This window comes from Paraburkholderia fungorum (assembly GCF_900099835.1).
GTDB classification, from domain to species: Bacteria; Pseudomonadota; Gammaproteobacteria; order Burkholderiales; family Burkholderiaceae; genus Paraburkholderia; species Paraburkholderia fungorum_A.
In genome coordinates, this window is record NZ_FNKP01000002.1 from 1,502,511 (window position 1) to 1,520,677 (window position 18,167).

The 18,167-nt window shown below is 64.1% G+C and carries 12 protein-coding genes; 4 read left to right on the forward strand and 8 right to left on the reverse strand.

The genetic code is table 11. The annotated features are described in order from the left end of the window. Nucleotides 1-618 precede the first annotated feature (618 nt). Together BLS41_RS22615 and BLS41_RS22620 are read left to right on the forward strand one after the other, a co-directional pair. Nucleotides 619-2,061, forward strand: a complete 1,443-nt coding sequence (locus BLS41_RS22615; RefSeq protein ID WP_074768875.1) for a sigma-54-dependent transcriptional regulator — start codon at nucleotides 619-621, stop codon at nucleotides 2,059-2,061. A 233-nt stretch (nucleotides 2,062-2,294) separates the two neighbouring features. Then, nucleotides 2,295-3,956: an MFS transporter gene (locus BLS41_RS22620; RefSeq protein WP_074768877.1), complete on the forward strand. Its 1,662-nt coding sequence runs from the start codon at nucleotides 2,295-2,297 to the stop codon at nucleotides 3,954-3,956. 46 nt (nucleotides 3,957-4,002) lie between these two features. Here BLS41_RS22620 and BLS41_RS22625 read toward each other — a convergent pair whose 3' ends face one another. Next, the gene (locus BLS41_RS22625; RefSeq protein ID WP_083380047.1) at nucleotides 4,003-4,662 is read right to left on the reverse strand and encodes a UbiX family flavin prenyltransferase; all 660 of its coding nucleotides are present in this window, start codon (nucleotides 4,660-4,662) and stop codon (nucleotides 4,003-4,005) included. Then, a complete protein-coding gene (locus BLS41_RS22630) occupies nucleotides 4,655-6,211 on the reverse strand; it encodes a UbiD family decarboxylase (protein ID WP_074768879.1) in 1,557 nt (518 codons plus the stop codon). Before BLS41_RS22630 ends, BLS41_RS22625 begins: the two co-directional genes overlap by 8 nt. Before the next feature lie 169 nt (nucleotides 6,212-6,380). Here BLS41_RS22630 and BLS41_RS22635 point away from each other — a divergent pair, with 169 nt between their 5' ends. Together BLS41_RS22635 and BLS41_RS22640 are read left to right on the forward strand one after the other, a co-directional pair. Continuing rightward, nucleotides 6,381-7,292, forward strand: coding sequence for a LysR family transcriptional regulator (locus BLS41_RS22635; RefSeq protein WP_074768881.1), 912 nt, complete (start codon nucleotides 6,381-6,383; stop codon nucleotides 7,290-7,292). Between the two features lie 251 nt (nucleotides 7,293-7,543). Next, nucleotides 7,544-10,177 carry a mechanosensitive ion channel family protein gene (locus tag BLS41_RS22640; protein ID WP_074768884.1) on the forward strand — a complete coding sequence of 878 codons (2,634 nt, stop codon included), beginning with the start codon at nucleotides 7,544-7,546 and terminating at the stop codon, nucleotides 10,175-10,177. A 30-nt stretch (nucleotides 10,178-10,207) separates the two neighbouring features. On the opposite strand, the gene BLS41_RS22645 is transcribed toward BLS41_RS22640, so the two are convergent. The 6 genes from BLS41_RS22645 to BLS41_RS22670 all read right to left on the reverse strand — a co-directional run bounded on the left by BLS41_RS22645 (nucleotide 10,208) and on the right by BLS41_RS22670 (nucleotide 18,094). Further along, nucleotides 10,208-12,484, reverse strand: coding sequence for an ATP-dependent DNA helicase (locus tag BLS41_RS22645; protein ID WP_074768886.1), 2,277 nt, complete (start codon nucleotides 12,482-12,484; stop codon nucleotides 10,208-10,210). Continuing rightward, on the reverse strand, nucleotides 12,481-14,217 hold the full coding sequence (locus BLS41_RS22650) for a VRR-NUC domain-containing protein (RefSeq protein WP_074768888.1): 1,737 nt from the start codon (nucleotides 14,215-14,217) through the stop codon (nucleotides 12,481-12,483). Before BLS41_RS22650 ends, BLS41_RS22645 begins: the two co-directional genes overlap by 4 nt. 70 nt (nucleotides 14,218-14,287) lie before the next feature. Further along, nucleotides 14,288-14,872: a LutC/YkgG family protein gene (locus BLS41_RS22655; RefSeq protein ID WP_074768890.1), complete on the reverse strand. Its 585-nt coding sequence runs from the start codon at nucleotides 14,870-14,872 to the stop codon at nucleotides 14,288-14,290. Continuing rightward, nucleotides 14,859-16,250, reverse strand: a complete 1,392-nt coding sequence (locus BLS41_RS22660) for a lactate utilization protein B (RefSeq protein ID WP_074768892.1) — start codon at nucleotides 16,248-16,250, stop codon at nucleotides 14,859-14,861. Before BLS41_RS22660 ends, BLS41_RS22655 begins: the two co-directional genes overlap by 14 nt. After that, on the reverse strand, nucleotides 16,247-16,990 hold the full coding sequence (locus BLS41_RS22665; protein WP_074768894.1) for a (Fe-S)-binding protein: 744 nt from the start codon (nucleotides 16,988-16,990) through the stop codon (nucleotides 16,247-16,249). Before BLS41_RS22665 ends, BLS41_RS22660 begins: the two co-directional genes overlap by 4 nt. A 357-nt stretch (nucleotides 16,991-17,347) precedes the next feature. Beyond that, entirely contained in the window at nucleotides 17,348-18,094 is a 747-nt protein-coding gene (locus BLS41_RS22670) for a FadR/GntR family transcriptional regulator (RefSeq protein WP_074768896.1), read from the reverse strand. Nucleotides 18,095-18,167 lie beyond the last annotated feature (73 nt).

An 18,167-nucleotide genomic window follows, 5' to 3' on the forward strand; every position in this document is an offset into this window, starting at 1 on the left:
TGCCGGTGCTTGCGGATATCCGATAGCGCTTGCAAGGACGTGCCCAAGATGTCGCAAGCTTGAGACAAGCTGAATCGCAAGCGCCTTTAGACCGTCGCGATAATCCCGATTGAAATGCAAAACTATGTGGGATGCCCCGCATAAAAGGCTTGACGGGTTATTTTTAAACGAAATGCGCTGTATCATTCCGCGGCAATCCAGATCGCATTCATGACTCTTTGTATGGCGCTTCATGGCGCTTTCGCTTATCTTTAGACCATGCGCCAATTAGAGCGTATTACCAGGCCTTAGAGGCAGAAGCGATTGCCGTGATTCGGGGATGAAAAAGTCTGGCGGTTTCAGTCATGAACACTCTTCCGCTATCCGTCCATGTTGTAGCAAGCCGCGCGTCGCGCGGCCCGCTCCATGCCTCCGCTTTCCTGCTATCGTGAATGCGCCGCGTGTTCAGGAACGGCAGTCGCCGTGAGGCCTGAACACCGTGGCTTTGTGTCAGGCCCGCGAGGCCCGGTTCCGTGCAAATGGACCCGAGCCTGGTTGGCCGAAGGTCGGCGTTGCCTGCCGGTATGTTGAGTATGTCGAACTTGCAGTCCTGAGAGCAGCACCGAACCCGGGGGTTACATGACTACGATTTGCACGCCTGTCGACGCGGAACGCACCGTTCTGTACGTGTCGAGCTCGCCCGATCAGAAACTCGCCGACTTTCTGGCAGCCTCCGGGTGGCAAGCCGTGCATGCAAAAAGCACGGCGGTCGCCGAACGCATGCTCGAGCGCGGCAACATCAAGGTCGGCCTCGTCGAACTTCCCGGCGACTGCACGTCGCAACATCTGTCCGCGCTTGCGTCGTGCATGCGGCGCGTCGAAACCAACTGGGTCGCGCAGATCGTGCCGGGCCAGGCGGAAAACGAACTGGTCAGCCGTTTCATTCTCGATTACTGCTTCGACTTCGTTACCCGGCCATGGCTGAACGAGCGGCTCGTGTTCGCGCTCGGTCACGCACACGGGCTGTCGAGCTTGCGCCAGGCTCCGCCCGTCGCGCCGGAACCGTCGCTCGGACGGCACGGCATGGTCGGCCAGTGCGAGGCGATGCAGCAGCTTTACCGGCGTATCGACAAATGCGGCGTGACCGACGCGCCGGTGTTCGTCGCCGGCGAATCGGGCACGGGCAAGGAACTGACCGCGCGCGCGATTCACGAGCGCTCGCCGCGCGCCGGCCGCACTTTCGTCGCAATCAATTGCGCGGCGATTCCGCCGAGCCTGCTGCAAGCCGAACTGTTCGGCCATGAGCGCGGTGCGTTTACCGGCGCGTTGCAACGCAAGATTGGCCGAATCGAAAGCGCGCACGAAGGCACCCTTTTTCTCGATGAAATCGGCGACATGCCGCACGAGTGCCAGGCCGTTCTGCTGCGCTTTTTGCAGGAAGGCACGATCGAGCGTCTCGGCGGCAACGGGCCGATCAAGGTCGACGTGCGGGTCATTTCGGCGACTCACGTCGATCTGGATAAAGCGGTCGAAGACGGACGCTTCCGCTCCGACCTGTATCACCGGCTCTGCGTGCTGAGGCTGGTCGAGCCGCCGTTGCGCGAGCGCGGCGGCGACATCAAGCTGCTCGCCAACTATGCGCTGAGCATGTACAAACAGGACGGCGCGCGCAAACTGCGCGGGCTGTCGAGCGACGCGATCGTCGCCATGTCGAATTACCCGTGGCCGGGCAACGTGCGCGAGCTGATCAATTGCGTGCGGCGCGCGGTGGTGATGAGCGAGGGCCGCTTCATTACCGCGAGCGACCTCGGCTTACCGGAGACCGATCACGGGCCGGCGGTGACGCTGGCGGAAATCCGCAGCAAGGCCGAAAAGGACGCGATCGAAAACGCGTTGCAGCGGCACGGCTACAAGCTGTCCGAGGCAGCGGCGGAGCTGGGCATTTCGCGCGCCACGCTGTACCGGCTGATGCACGCGAACCGGCTGCATCAGGAACCGGCGGCGGCCGCGCGCGCGTCGAGCGCCAGCGGCGGCACCGATTCCGATGACGAGGCGGAGCAGCAGGCGTCGTCGGTGGTGTAAGTGGGATTGGGGGCGTGGTCACTAAGGCAAGTGCGGTGAGCGATCGGTAGTTTGCTGTGAGCCGATGCGTGGGGTGGTGGCGTGGAAGCGGTTTCGCAGTGCGTGGCCGCCGGCACTCCCCAATCAGCCCCGTCCAGCCCGGCGTCACTCGCGCCTGCAAACCACCTCCGGCGCTACCCGCCCGAGCGGCCCCGCCACCATCCTGAAAGCCCTTCAGCCGTAACGGAGTGGACTTGGCCGATCAGCACGTCGCGGACTCACCTCCAGATTCCCAGCGCCGCTCCGCTTCTACGCTGCCCGCTCAGGCTAGCCCTTGCGACGCGCTCGTCATCCGCGCGCAGCCGCTTAGCTCAAATCATCCCTGCCGACGTAAAAAGCTCGCGCTGGCCGCGACGATTCTCGGCTCCAGCATGGCGTTTATCGACGGCTCCGTCGTCAACGTCGCGCTGCCGTCCATTCAGACCGAACTCGATGCAAGCGTCGCCGCGATCCAGTGGATCGTCGATGCATACCTGCTGTTCCTCGGCTCACTGGTGCTGGTGGGCGGCTCGCTCGGCGACAAGCTCGGGCGGCGCACGGTGTTCCTCGCCGGGATCGTGCTGTTTACGCTGGCGTCGGTGGCTTGCGGGCTGGCTCCGGGCGCGGGCGCACTGATCGCGGCGCGCGCGGTGCAAGGCGTCGGCGCGGCGCTGCTGGTGCCAAGCAGCCTCGCGATCATCGGCGCGGTGTTCGACGACAAGGAGCGCGGCCAGGCGATCGGCACCTGGGCCGGTGTCGGCGCGATCACGTCGGCGCTGGGACCGGTTGCCGGAGGCTGGCTGGTCGACGCGTTTTCATGGCGCGCCATCTTCTTCCTGAACGTGCCGATTGCGTGCGCGACCGTCGCGCTGGCCATCGTCGCCGTGCCGGACAGCCGCGGCGACGACATCGGGCGAAACACAGCGCTTACGCCAGATCAACCGCTCAACCTCGACTGGGCCGGCGCGGCGATGGCAGCCACCGGACTCGCGGCGCTGACCTACGGCCTGACCCTCGCATCGACGCACGGATTCGACGACCGCTGGGTGCTCGCGTCGATGTTCGGCGGCCTGATCGTGCTGACCGGCTTCGTGCGGCTCGAAGCGAACACCCGTGACCCGATGATGCCGCTCGACGTGTTCCACTCGCGCGATTTCGTCGGCGCGAATCTGGTGACGCTGCTGATCTATTTCGGTCTGGGCGGGGCGCTGTTCTACCTGCCGTTCACGCTGATCCGCGCTTACGGTTACAGCGCGACTCAGGCGGGTGCGGCGCTGTTACCGGTGCCGGTGACCATCGGCCTGCTGTCGCGTTTTACCGGCGGATTGACGAGCCGTTACGGCGCGCGGGCCTTGCTGGTCGCAGGCCCCGTAATCGCAGCGGCGGGTTTCGCGATGCTCGCGTTGCCGTGGGTGCGCGGCGCTTACTGGAGCGGCTTTTTCCCGGCGCTCGTCGTACTGGGACTCGGCATGACCATCACCGTTGCACCGTTGACCACCACCGTGATGACCTCGGTGACCGCCGCGCGTACGGGCGTCGCGTCGGGCATCAATAACGCGGTCGCGCGGGTGGCGGGATTGCTGGCGATTGCAGTGCTGGGGATCGTGTTCATGTGGTCGCGCGAAGCGGCACTCGACGCGCGGCTCGATGCGTTGCATATCCCGCATACGGAACACGCGGCGGCGAATCTCGCGGAGGCGGACGGTGCCGCATCGTCGGACGCATCTGCGGGAAGCGCGCAGCAAGCCACCGTCAAGCAGGCTCAGGCCGAATCGCTGGGCGCTGCGCTGCGCGCGGTCGCGCTGGTCTCGGCGCTGTGCGCGCTGGCGGGTGGCGGGTTGGCGATGCTGACCATTCGTCCGCGACGCGAACCCTGATCGTAAGGACCATGCCAAGCATGGCCAGCACCGCTGTCACACAACTTCAAATGGTTTCGGCTTCCGCCCTCACCTCCGGCAAACCGTCTTTCACCTTGCCCAGCCCGACCCGCGCCAGATGCTCGGCCTCGCGCCATCCTTCGATCCGCTCGGTATCCAGCCCGAACAGATCCAGCGCGCGGCTCACCGAATGATCGACCAGATCGTCGATGCTGCCAGGTTTCGCGTAGAACGCGGGCACCGGCGGAAACACCACCGCGCCCGCTTCCGTCACCGTCAGCATGTTGCGCAGATGGATCAGGTTCAGCGGCGTCTCGCGCGCCATCAGCACGAGACGGTTGCGCTCCTTGAGCACCACATCGGCGGCCCGCGTGAGCAGCGTGCTGGTCACGCCCGACGCAATCTCGCCGACCGTGCGCATCGAGCACGGCACCACCAGCATGCCGAGCGTGCGGAACGAACCCGACGCGATCGACGCCCCCACGTCACCGATCGGATGAACCACATCAGCGAGATCGTGCAGCTCCTGACGGCTCAGCGACGACTCGTATTCGCGTGTCAGTTCGGCTGCGCGGCTCATCACCAGATGGGTTTCGATATCGAGTTCGCGCAACATCCTGAGCGCGCGCTCGGCGTAAATGATGCCCGTCGCACCCGTCACGCCGATAATCAGCCGGGGACGGCCATTTCCCATGCGCTTACTCATGATCGGCTCCTTCTTCAGCGTCCTGGTCGTCGAAAAGATGCGGCGCGAACGGACGCGGATCGACCTCCTTGAACTTCGCGCGGACGAACTCGTGGCGCAGCGCGAACGGCGCGGTGCAGTCGAAAATCGTCTTGCAGGTCACGCCGCGCGCGGGCAACGCGGGGTTGAACTCCGGCGTCTGCGACGGATCGAGCACGTGTCCGTTGACCTTCGGCAGAAAGACCGTGGACAGATCGCCCTGGAAACGCGTGGTCATCGCCCACAACACGTCGTCGCTATCGAACGGATCGACGTCGGCGTCCACCAGCATCACGTGCTTGAGTTCGGAGTACACGCCGAGCGCGATGATCGCGGCCTGGCGCGCGCGGCCGTCGTCGAATGCGCTTTGCTTGTTGACCTGCAAAATCGCGAGGAACTTGCCGCCGCCGGCGGTATGCGCGTTCACCTGGCTGACGAACCCGGGCATCGCGGCTTCGACGGCGTTGTGGATGCTCGCCTCGGTCGGGATACCGGCGAGGCTCGTGTGCTCTTCGCCGGGGCCGACCAGCGTTTGCAGAATTGCGCCATGGCGCATCGTGACGGCCTTGACCCTGATCACCGGGAGCGCCGGATTGGCCGGCCCGTTATAGCCGGGAAACTCGGGCATGGCGTGACCGGTGCCGGTGTTCTGATCTTCCGCGACGCGCACGTTCGGCAGAATCTCGCCTTCGATCACGATCTCGGCCCGCGCAATCGACTTCTGCGCGACGCTCACGCAATTCACCAGTTCGACCGGCTTGCCGCGCAGTCCGCCCGCAATCGACAACTCGTCGAACCCGAGCGGCGTGGTCGGCGCTTCGAAGCATGCGCCAATGTGGATCGCCGGATCGAGCCCCATGTTGATCGACACCGGCAGCGCTTCGCCGCGCGCTTCCGCCTTCTGACGGAACGTATCGATGTGACGGCCCGGCGCGAAGAAAATCGACAGTTCGTCGCGACCCTGCACGCACAGGCGGTGGATCGTCACATCCGTGTGACCTTCGTCGGGATCGCTGCCCAGCACGAGGCCGAGGCAAAAGAACGGGCCGGCGTCGCTTTCGGTGTTGGTCGGCGCGGGCAGCAGCGTGCGCAGATCGAACGCGGGATCGCTCGCCAGATGCACGACCTCCTGACACGGCGCGTGTTGCGCGTCGACCGTGACTGGCGCGATCGCGTTCTTGACGGCATCGCCCATCCGCTGCGTGAGCTTGCGCGGCTCCGATTCGAGCAGCAGACCGACGCGCTTGCGGCTTGCCATCAGCCCGACCAGCACGCGGCTTCCCGGATACCCCTTCACGTTGTTGAACATCATCGCCGGACCCGTGCGGGTCGGGCGCTCGACCGTGCCGCCTGCGCCGATGCGCTTGTAGACGCCCGCCAGTTCAGCGTGCGGGTCGACTTCGCGGTCGGTTTCGTGAAGCTGGCCGGGATAGGCCGCCAGCCGCGCGAGCGCGGAGCGCAGGTCGTTCACTTCGGCGCTGGCTGCGTCCGCTGCAGGAAGAAGCTGTTCGGGTTTGGCGTTTGCGTTCATTGATGGGCCTCGTCTGGTGTCGTATTGCATGGGTCGAACGTGCTTTTGTTCAACCGAGGCCCCTATTTGACGCGTCGCAGCATTAAGGATCAAGCAAGGAAAACCGGCGTTTTTGATAAGATAAACTTATTTCATAATCCTGGCGGGGCTTCGCGCCCCCTTTCATTCGATGGATTTTCGCCACTTCCGCACCTTCGTGATCGCCGCCGAAGAACTGCACCTTGGCCGTACCGCCGAGCGGCTGGGAATCGCCCAGCCGGCGGTCACCCAGCAGATCAAGGCGCTCGAAGCGTCGCTGGAATTCAAGGTGTTCCGCCGCGTACGTCGCGGGATCGAATTGACCGAAGCGGGTGCGGTTTTTCTCGAACACGCTAAAATCGCGCTCGACAATGCGTCGACCGCCGTGCTGGCGGGCCGTCGCGCGAGTCGTGGCGAACTCGGCAAGTTGTGCGTCGCCTACGCTCATTCGGCGATGCTGGAACCGGAATTGCCCGCGCTGCTGAAGCGCTTTTCGCTGGCGCGGCCGGATGTGGAACTCGAACTGATCGGCATTGGCGTGCAGGAGCAGTTGAGCGCGCTGGGCGAGGAGCGGATCGACGTGGCGTTCCTGCGCTCGCCGGCAGGCGTTGCGCCCGCGACGATCAGGATCACGCCGTTTTCGCACACGCCGCTCGATGCCGTGCTGCCGCGCGACCACCCCGCCTGCGCGGCCACGGAAGGAAGCGCGCTGTCGCTGCGCGAATTGGCGCGCGAACGGCTGGTCATCGTCGACGACCCCGCCGGGATCGGTATCGGTCATCGCGCGCTGGAGCTGTGCCGCGAGGCCGGTTTCGAGCCGCGCCGCGTGCTGCGTGTCGCCGATTCCGCGAGCGTCGTCGCGCTCGCGGCGGCCGGGCTTGGCTTCGGCCTCGTACCGCGCAACCTTGCCCGCTATGCAGCCGACGGCGCAGTGTTCAAATCGCTCGACATGGCAAACTGTTTCACCGAGATCGTCATCGCGACACGGGCGTTCGACCGCTCGGCGTCCACGCGCGAATTTTTGCGTCTCGCGGCCGGCGGTGCTGAAGGCGGCTCTGCTTGACGGGCAAGCTTCGTGCTACCTGAAGCGGGTCGGGCGTGCGGTTCGAGGTGGGCTATCGTTACCCATGAGTCGACCCACGAACCGACGCATCACACCAAGCCTGACACGCCGTGATGCGCCGCCCCGCCGCATTTCCGAGGAACTTGTACGACCTGACCCGTGTCGGTTCATGGTCACGCCGCCGAAGCCCCCTTTGTCCCGCCACCACTCTCGGCACAATCATCTGCACCTGGTACCTCGCTTTACACCCTATGCGCAAATTACTTCACGTCTGGTTACTTCTACTTTTCGCCTTCGGCGTGTCATCCGCCGATGCCGCCGTTGCCGCCACCGCTGCGGCCAAAGCAGCGTCCACGTCACCCGCTTCCGGCGAGGCCGTCAGCCTGACGCCCCAGCAGGCCCGCGCCGCGCTCGACGTGCTCAACGATCCGAAACGCCGCGCGCAGGTCGCCGACACCCTGCAGGCGATTGCCGCCGCCGGTGCGTTGAGCGCGCCGCCCGCATCCGCGCCGCAAGCCGCGTCGGCGCCCGCTGCGGCTCCGGCAAGCGGAGTGGCCGCGATTGTCCCCGACGCCTTCAAGTCCAACGGACTCGCGTCGCAACTTGCCCGTCAGGGCGCGCATTGGGCGGTCAAATTCGGCAAGTCGCTGCGCGGGTCGGTCGCGGCGCTGCTCGACGTGACCTCGGTCCACGCGTGGTGGAACTGGCAATCGAGCAACCCAGAAGCACGCGCGACGCTGCTGCGCGTCATCGGCTCGCTGCTCGCGGCACTCATTCCCGCGTTCGTGCTCGAATGGCTCGCGCGGCGGCTGTTGCGCCGCGCTTATCTGGCCTTGGCCGCACGCCGCGAGCGTAACGAACAGGACGAAGCGGCGCGCGCCGATCTCCCCGTCGATGTCGTGCCGCCGTCCGCCGATGCACCGAACGCCGCACCCGCGCTGCCGGTTTCACCCGCCGCGCCCGGCACCGCCGGCAAGTCGCCCGCCGACAGCAAGGTGATCGAAGCGAAAGGCAAGCAGAACGCGCGGCATCACTGGACGCTGCTGCAGCGTCTGCCGCGCGCGCTGTTCATCACCGTGTTGCGGTTGCTGCCGCTCGTGGTTTTCGTCGGCGCGGCGAGCGCGCTGATGTCGATCTACGCCGACAACGGCACGGCGCAAGACCGCGCCCTCGATTCGCTGATCGACATCTACGTGTTGTCGCGCGTCATCGTGATCGGTTTCGGGTTCTTCCTGCAACCCACCGCGCCGCGTCTGCGGCTGCTCAACATGAGCGATGCGTGGGCGATGTTCGTGCAGCGCTGGATCGTGCGGATCGTTGCCGTAGTCGGCAGCGGCGTCGCGCTCGCCGAAGTCGCGCAGTCGGTCGGCCTGAACGATGCCGCGCATCTCGCGTTGCTGAAGGTGGTCACGCTGGCGGGTCACGTCATGCTGTCGGTGCTGATACTGCAATGCGCACGGCCGGTCGGCGAGTTGATCCGCAAACGCTTTGCCGCGCACGCGTCGCTGCAGATGCTCGGCAACGCATTCGCCGACGCGTGGGCGTGGTTCGCGGTCGCGATCGTGATGGCGCTGTGGGTCGTCTGGGCGTTCGACGTGCAGAACGGTTATCACACGCTGCTGCATGTCGGCGGCCTGTCGATCGCGATCCTCGTCGGCGCGCGGGTCGTGTCGATCGTGATTTTCGGTGCGCTGGCGCGGCTCTTTCACGTGGAAGACGAGTCGCAGAAGTCGCTCGTGCATCAGCACGCGTACCGTTATTACCCGCTGTTGCGCCGCCTGATCGGCTGGCTGATCGGCATCGCGACCGCCCTCGGGCTGCTGCAGGTGTGGGGCGTCGATGTGGTCGATCTGTTCGGTGCGGGCACGGTCGGGCACCGGCTCGCGTCGGCGCTGGCGACCATCGGCGTGGCGGCGGTGATCGCGCTGGTCGTATGGGAAGCCGTCAACGTGTCGGTCGAACAGCGGCTGGACCGCTGGACCACCAGCGGCGATCTGGTGCGCGCCGCGCGCCTGCGCACATTGCTGCCGATGCTGCGCAGCGCGCTCTTCTGCGTGATCGCGCTGGTGGTCGTGCTCACCGGCCTCAGCGAACTCGGCGTGAACATCGGGCCGCTGCTGGCGGGCGCGAGTATCTTCGGCGTCGCGCTGGGCTTCGGCTCGCAAAAGCTCGTGCAGGATTTCATCACCGGCATTTTCCTGTTGATGGAAAACGCGATGCAGGTCGGCGACTGGGTCACGCTCGCGGGCGTGTCGGGCACCGTCGAATATCTGTCGATCCGCACGGTGCGGCTGCGCGGTAGCGACGGCTCGCTGTTCACGGTGCCGTTCAGTTCGGTATCGACGGTGAACAACACCAATCGCGGGCTGGGCAATGCGGCGGTGCGGGTCAATATCGTGTTCGGCCAGGACACCGATCTCGCGATCGACACGCTGAAGGAAATCGGCGCGGCGCTGCGTCAGGACGACAAGTTCAAGGACGGCATCCTGTCCGACTTCTCGTTCTGGGGCGTCGATGGCGTGGACGGCTCGGCTGTTACGCTCGCCGGTCAGATTCAATGCCGCGACACGACCCGCTGGGGCGTGCAGCGCGAATTCAACCGGCGCATTCTCGACCGGTTCCGTGAGTTGGGAATCGAGATTGCGAATCCGCAGCGCCATCTTCTGACGTGGGACCCGGAGAGCGTGCCCGCGCAGATCGGCGGAGGCGAAACGCGTGCGCCCGAGGTGAAGGATGACGCGGCACCCCCGCCGTCGCCAGCAGATGTACCGCGAAAAGACGACGACGGCGATGCGCCGGTCGAAGATCAGATTCCGGTCGATCCGCAACCGGCCGGTGGCCCGGGAACGCCTGCGAATCCAGGCACGCCCTCGCCTCACAAATAACGCAACGACGCACGGTGCGGTAGCGCGAACCTACCGCACCACCCACCAGCGCGGCAGCAGGCGCCGCACTTCGGGGCGCCGGTAGCGATCGTCGATCAGATGCACCACGCCACGGTCCTGCTCCGTGCGGATCACGCGCCCTGCCGCCTGCACCACTTTCCGCAAACCCGGGTACAGGTACATGTAGTCGTACCCGCTGCCAAACTTCGCGTCCATCGTGCGGCGCATCTGCTCGTTGACGTCGTTCATCTGCGGCAAGCCGAGCGTGGCGATGAACGCGCCGATCAACTGCTGGCCGACCAGATCGACACCCTCCGAAAACGCGCCGCCGAGCACCGCGAACCCCACGCCCTGATTCATGGTGCGGAATCGCGCAAGAAATGCATCGCGCGCGGCTTCGTCCATGCCGGGTTGCTGCGCCCACACGGGCAGATCGGGATGCCGCTCGCGCATCAATTCGACCACCTGTTGCAGATAATCGAAGCTGCTCAGGAACCCCAGGTAATTGCCTGGCCGGCTCGCGTACTGCGTGGCGATCAGATCGACGATCGGCGCGAGCGATTGTTCGCGGTCGCGCCAGCGAGTCGATACGTTGGCCGCCACGCGCACTTCGAGCTGCTCCGCGCGAAACGGCCCTTCGACATCGAGCCATTGCGTGTCGTCCGGCAAACCGAGCGTGTCGAGATAGAAATGATGCGGGTTGAGCGTGCCGGAAAACATCACCGTGGTACGGGCCGCCGCGTAACGCGGCGCCAGAAACGGCGCAGGGATCACGTTGCGCACGCACAGCGTGGCGCTGGTCTTGCCGCGCGGCGCGTAGCGGTCGGCGTTAAGCGTGATGTCGAAGATCGAATGCTCGCCGAACTGCTCGGCCAGCGCGACGAAATGCATCGCGTCGAAGAAAAACCGCAGCGACGCTTCGTCGATGGAAAGCGGTGCGTCGGCAAGCTGGTCGGTGACCGCGCCGATCAGATTCTGCGCGGCCTGTAGCAGTTGACCCGGCACCTCGGCGTAGACCTGATAGGTGTCGGTCTGCGCGCGTTTTACCGCGTTCCACGCGCGTTGCAGGCGTTCGAGCGGGCGGCGCAACGTAGTGGGTGCGCTCTTGCGCGCGACCCGGAACGCCGCCTGATCGAGCGACGCGCTGTACATGCCACGCGCGCGGTCGAGCAGGTTGTGCGCTTCGTCCACCAGCACGCCGACGCGCCACTGGTTGAGCTGCGTCAGCGCGTACAGCATCGCGCTGCCGTCGTAGTAGTAGTTGTAATCGCCGACCACCACGTCGGCCCAGCGCGCCAACTCCTGCGCCAGATAGTACGGACAGATTTCATGCGCCAGCGCCGCGTCGCGCACCGCTGCGCGATCCAGACGCGGGCCGGCCAGCGCCGTGGCGCGGGCCGCGTCGAGCCGGTCGTAGAACCCGTTCGCAAGCGGACAGGAATCGCCGTTACACGCCTTGTCGGGATGCTCGCAGGCTTTGTCGCGGGCGACCAGTTCGAGCGTTCTCAGCGGCAACGGTGCGGAAGACACCGCCGCGCTTCGATGCAGCGTGTCGATTGCATCGAGGGCCAGCGCGCGGCCCGGCGTCTTCGCGGTCAGAAAAAATACGCGGTCGATCTGATCCGACGCGCACGCTTTGAGCAGCGGAAAAATCGTCGCCAGCGTTTTGCCGATGCCGGTCGGCGCCTGTGCCATCAGCGGCTTACCGTCTCGCGCCGCCCGATATACCGACACCGCCAGTTCACGCTGCCCACTGCGAAACTGCCCATGCGGAAACTGCAACGCGCCGAGCGCGGCATTGCGTGCGACGCGATGCGCGTCTTCCTGCACGGCCCAATCGAGAAAACTTTCACACTGCTCGACGAAGAAAATTTCGAGTTCACGCGCCGTATGCGTTTGCGTCAGCACGGTTTCTTTCTGGCTGCCGATATCGAAGTAAACAAGCGCAACGTCCAGCCCGGCAAGCCCGCGCGCGCGACACAGCAGATGGCCGTACACCAGCGCCTGCGCCCAATGCAGCGCGCGGTGATTGGCGGGCATTCGCGCCAGATCGCCGCGATGCGTCTTGATCTCTTCGAGCCGGCGCGCCACCGGGTCGTGGCCGTCGGCGCGGCCGCGCACGGTCAGGCTGCGATGCGTGCCCGTCAGCGCGATTTCGGTTTCATAGCTGCTCGTGCGACGACCCGCGACGGTCAGGTGCCCCGCCATGCCTTCGAGCGAAGTCGGCGCGGGCGTGAAGCGCAGATCCAGATCGCCGCGTCTCGCAGTGAATTCGCACAGCGCGCGAACCGCGACTACATAGTTCATACGGCCGCTCCGCTGAATTCCGCTTCGCCGACGCTCTCTTCTCCGGCCCAGCGAATGTCGAGCACGCGCACCGGCATTGCATGCTGCGCGCAATACGCCAGCCAGCGAATCTGATTGTCCTGCAGGCGATCGCCCGGCCCTTTCACTTCGATCAATTCATAACGCCGCTCATCGGGCCAGAAGCGGATCAGATCGGGCAAGCCCGACCGGTTGCCGCGAATATCGCGCAGCAGCCGCTCGAACCACAGTTTCAGATGCGCGGCAGGCAGACAGTCGAGCGCAAGCGAAACGAGTTCCGCCGACAACAGTCCCCAGAATACGAACGGCGATTGCAAGCCCGCCTTCGCGTGCAAATGCCGTTGAATCGTCTCGCGATAAACGCCGCTGTCGAGTTGCGCGAGGCACGCGGCGAACTGATCCGCACGACGCGCGTGAAAATCCGGCGCATGCAGATCGGCCGGCCCGCGTTGAAACGGATGAAAAAAAGCGCCGGGCAGCGCCGCAAAAACCGGCTCCCAGCACAGCAGACCGAACAGCGAATTGATCAGCGCGTTCTCGACGTAATGCACTGGCGCGGCGTCGGTGCTCAGATAATCGCGCGCGACATATTCGACCGATTGCGGAACCTCGGGCTTCGGCAACACCAGCGTGCTGCGTTCGACCGGACGCGCGGCCGGCGTGCGCATGACCGGCTCACCGCGCTTGCGCCGCAAACGCGGCAACATCCGCGCAATACGCTGCGCTTCTTCTTCGCTTTCCGGCTCGGTTGCGGCTTGCAATGCCAACGCAAACGCGTCGTCGAAACGCTCGCTGCGTTCAAGCACACGCATACGCCGATGCCGCGCGCCGGGCCACGCGCAACTTTCATAAATCGCCAGCGCAGCAGCCCAATTGCGCCGACGTTCGCAATCGTAGCCAATTCGAAACAACAGTTTCGCGCGACGCGTTTCGAGCCACGGGTTCGCCGTTTCGATTGTGCCGATGGTGGCAATCAGTTCGTCCAGCGCGGCGTGATCGTCTGCGGGCAGCCATTCGAGCGCTTCGCGGCACGCATGCAACGCGAGATACACGTCGACGTCCGCGCGTTGCTGAAACGCGCGCGACGACGGCGCAAACGCGACCTTTTCATACTGGAACACGCCAAGGTCGGCGAGCACGAACTCGGACCAATCCTGCTGCAAGTTGCCGAAGAACATCAACCGCAGGCGTTCGCAAAGTGGCGCGATGGCAACGTGAAGAACGCAATCGGCAGTGTGTGGATGCCATGCAGCAAGTGGCTGCTGCTGGTCGTCGTCGCCTGGATAAAAAGGACGCAGCGTCTCCAGCAGATCGGGTTTGCGCAAAGCCTTCGCACCGGGGATCAACGCGATGGCGTCGGCGAAAATCTCGAGCAACTGGGGACGTGTGGAGAGCGCGAACAGGTCGTCGATAGAGAGCGCGGGTTCGGCGTCGATCCAGCCGGATGCAGCCAATGGAGCCGCCGCCTGCAAAGGGCAGCCGATCTCGTCATAGACCAGTCGGCTCGCGCGAAACAACGTGCCTTTGCGCATCAGCATGCGTACCAGCAATGCGCGCGATGCCTGCGGCAACCCGGCGAAATCGCGCAGAAACGCGTGCTCGTGCGCGTCCAGCAAGTCGTCATAACGCGCGGCAAGCCACGCGAGCGCGCGCTCGAAATTCAGCAGGTAGTAAGGAGTGTCAGACGGAAAATCTGACCGGACGTCAGTTGCCACGGACTTTGCGAACCCTGTATGTTTATACAGTGATGATAGCAAAGTCCATGGCGCGTTCAGTCGTGAAGCTTCAGGGCGCGAGCCACACCACGGTCAGCGAACGCACGCCTTGCGCGCCGCGAATCAGCACACCTTCGATATCCGCCGTGGCCGAGGGTCCCGTGACAAGCGCCGCATAACGCGCATCGCGGAAATCGTCGCGACGGTAAACATCCTGCAAGCCGTCGATCAACTGTGCGGGATCGAGCAGCACGACCAGGTGCTGGACAATGTATCCCAGCGCATTGACTACGTATTCGCGCTCGCTGAACCACACCGAGCCGGTTTCGGCGACGCCGAAGCGCGCCCGCACCACCCCGACATCGATGTCTTGCAACGACGCGGGCTCGGTGTCCGCTGTCAGTGCGCGCGTGCGCTGCACTTCAGCGGTGGCCGACGCAATCGACGCCGTATCGCCGAAGCGTTCGCGGATCATCGCGCTCACGTCGGCCGGGGCCGCCGCGTCGATACAGGTGCCGCCCATCGCCTGCAATGCGGACGAAAACCGCGCACGCAAATCGCCGCCGGCCGTGGTGAAAAGCGGCACGTCAGGACGCGGTCGCGCCGGCGGCTGCGCCTGCCGCACTTTCGCCAGAAAAGCGTCACGCGTTGTCATCGCTGCCTCCCCGATTCTTTTTGTACCAGGCATGGAAGGTTTCTTTCGGCGCCTCCGGCAACTCGCGCTGCTTGCCCCAGATATTCAGCGGGTTATACAGCACGAAATTCGGCAGACGCCGCAACGCGCTACCCATCGACGACACCGTCGCGCGATACAAGGTCGGACTCGCGAGCAAACGCCCCGCCATTTTTAGCACCTCCTGCTTCACGAACGGCACTTCATGATGCTCGGCAATCACCGTGCGCCATTTGTAGATCTGCTCGTGAATATTGATTTTCACCGGACACACGTTCGTGCAGCTACCGTTGAGCGTCGACGCAAACGGCAACGCGCTATATCGCTTCAGATCGAACGTCGGGTTGATGATCGCGCCGATCGGCCCCGAGTAAGTGCCGCCATACGACAGGCCGCCGCTGCGCCGGTACACCGGACACGTATTCATGCACGCACCGCAGCGGATGCACTTGAGCGAGTACCAGAAGTCCTCCATCGCGAGCCGCTCGGAGCGGCCGTGATCGACGAGGATGTAATGCATTTCGGTGCCGGGTCTCGGCGCGCGAAAATGCGACGTGTACTGCGTAATCGGCGAGCCGAGCGCACTACGCGACAGCATGCGGATAAACACGCCGAGATCCGATACTTTCGGAATCAGTTTCTCGATACCGATCGACGCGATATGCAACGGCGGCACATTCGCCGACAGATCCGCGTTGCCTTCATTCGTGCAGACCACGACCGTGCCCGTCTCGGCCACCGCGAAATTGCAGCCCGTCATGCCCGCTGTCTTCTCGCGCACGAAATAAGGCCGCGTGTTCATCCGCTGACTCTCTGCGAGATAGTGAATGTCGCTGTTCTTCGGATCGGTGCCGATGGTACGGCCAAAAAGCTCGGCCACATCCGCGCGCAATTTGTGCACGGCAGGCACCACCATATGACTCGGGTCCTGATGATCGAGTTGCTGGATGCGCTCGCCGAGGTCCGTTTCCATCACCGTGATGCCGCGCGGCTCGAGGTATTCGCGCATCTTGCATTCGTCGGTGAGCATCGACTTGCTTTTGACGAGTGTGGTCATGCCGCGTTCGGACATGATCTTGTGCACCAGTGCGTTGTGCTCTTCGGCGGTCGCGGCCCAATGCACGACGACACCGTTCGCTTCCGCTGCCGCCGCAAACTGCGCGAGATAGTCGGACAGATTCGACAGCGTGTGTTCCTTGATTCCCGACGCCAGTTCGCGCAGCGTTTCCCATTCGGCGATGCCATGCGCCTGCGCGTCGCGTTTCTCACGCAAATCCCACAGACGTTTGTCGTGAAACGCGACGTGTTCAGTCTTCTTGATGAACGCACCCGCCGCCTTCGCATGATCGATCCGGCTCATACGCGTGCTCCGTTGAGGACCTGCGCGATATGAATGAAGCGCGCGTCGGCTTTCATGCGTTCAGCGCAGCCTTGCTGGTGCATCAGACACGACATGTCGCCGGACACAATGTATTCGGCGCCCGCGTTCAAGTGATCGCGCACCTTGTCCTGTCCCATGCGCACCGACACCGGCTCTTCGGTGACGGAGAACGTGCCGCCGAATCCGCAGCATTCGTCGGGGCGTGCCGGTTTGACGAACTCGATCCCCTTCACGCCTTCGAGCAAAGCACGCGGTTTCGAAAACGGTGTGGCTGCAATCTCCGATACCGACGCTTCTTTCAGATGACGCAGCGCGCTACAACTGTTGTGCAACCCCACCCGATGCGGAAACTCGGCCCACGGAAATTCACGCGCGCCAACCACGTCATGCAGGAATTCGACCAGTTCGTACGCGCTCGCGCGGACCTTCTTCACTTCGTCGGTCTGCTCCAGCGCGGTGAGGTGCTCGCGCACATGATGGATGCAACTCGCCGAGGGTCCGACGATGTAGTCGTAGCCCGCGAAGTTGTTCGCAAACACGCGCTCGGTGCCGGCGGCTTCGGCATGCGCACCGCTGTTGGCCATCGGCTGACCGCAGCAGGTTTGCTGCTGCGGATAATCGACATCGATGCCGAAGCGTTCGAGCAATTCGAGCGTGGCGATGCCGACTTCAGGATAGAACGCGTCGATGAAGCAAGGGATAAACAGGGCGACTTTCATAAGCTCATTGAAAGAAAAGCAGCAGCCGCTGAGGCGTTCGCTCTATTGCGGAGACTGGCGGGCGGGCGACAAAGCGGGCTTTCCTCGACGGGGACGATGTGGGGTTGTGTCGGCCGTTTATCGACCAGTAAGACTGGTATGGTTGGTCTGACCAACGAAATATAGGGAAATCGTTGGTGGGTGTCAATCGGGAGATGGGTCGGGAATGGGTGCAGCGAAGGGCTTAAGCGACGCGATAAGGCGCGCGCGTTGGCGAGCTCAGGCATCGCCTTACAGCGTTTATTCGAATGCCGGAATCGGCGGGCGCAGTCAGTGATTAAAAGCAGGCGGCCGGACCATCAGCCGTTCAAACAGGTCTCACGAAACCTCGCTCGCCGACGGTTTCGCCGCATCGTCCTTATACATTTCGCGGACATAGGCGAGATGACGCTCGGCGGCTTTGCGCGCCTTTTGCGCGTCGCGAGCGATTACAGCGTCGTAGATCGCCTGATGCTGGTTCATCAACTGCTTTTCCATCGCGTCGTCGTAATCGATCAGCCGATGGTACTGGCGCATGCCTTCGCGAATCAGCGTGTGAATGCCATGCATCACATGCGCGAGTGCGACGTTATGCGTGGAGTCGGCGATTGCCAGGTGAAACGCGGCATCCAGTTCCGCAAGATTCACGCGATCCTGCGACTGCGAGCCTGCCTTCAATGCGTCGAACGCTTTGGTGATTTTTTTCAGGTCGGCGGCGGTCGCGCGCTGCGCGGCATAAACCGTTGAAATCGATTCGAGCCCCTGGCGCAACTCCAGAATATCGGCACTGGTACGCGGATTCTGCAACAGCAGTTCGGCAAGCGGCCGGGAAATAATCGGCGCGGTCATGTCGACGACGGTAAAACCGCCCCGCCCTGACGTTTCGATGTAGCCGTCCGCTTCCAGCCTGATCAGCGCCTCTCTCAGCGACGGCCGCGATACGCCGAGTTGCGTCGCCAGGTCGCGCTCGGCCGGCAAGCGGTCGCCGGGCATCAGCGTGCCCTCCGAGATCAGCTGCTTGATCTGGTCGGACACGACATCGGACAGCCGTTTGCGTGTGAAGGACTGGATCGGCTGAAATGGCATGGGCGGCGGATGGTGAGACGGGTTGAGGACGCAACTCGGGCAGCGGACTTAGGCAAGAAAGCCAGTTGATCGA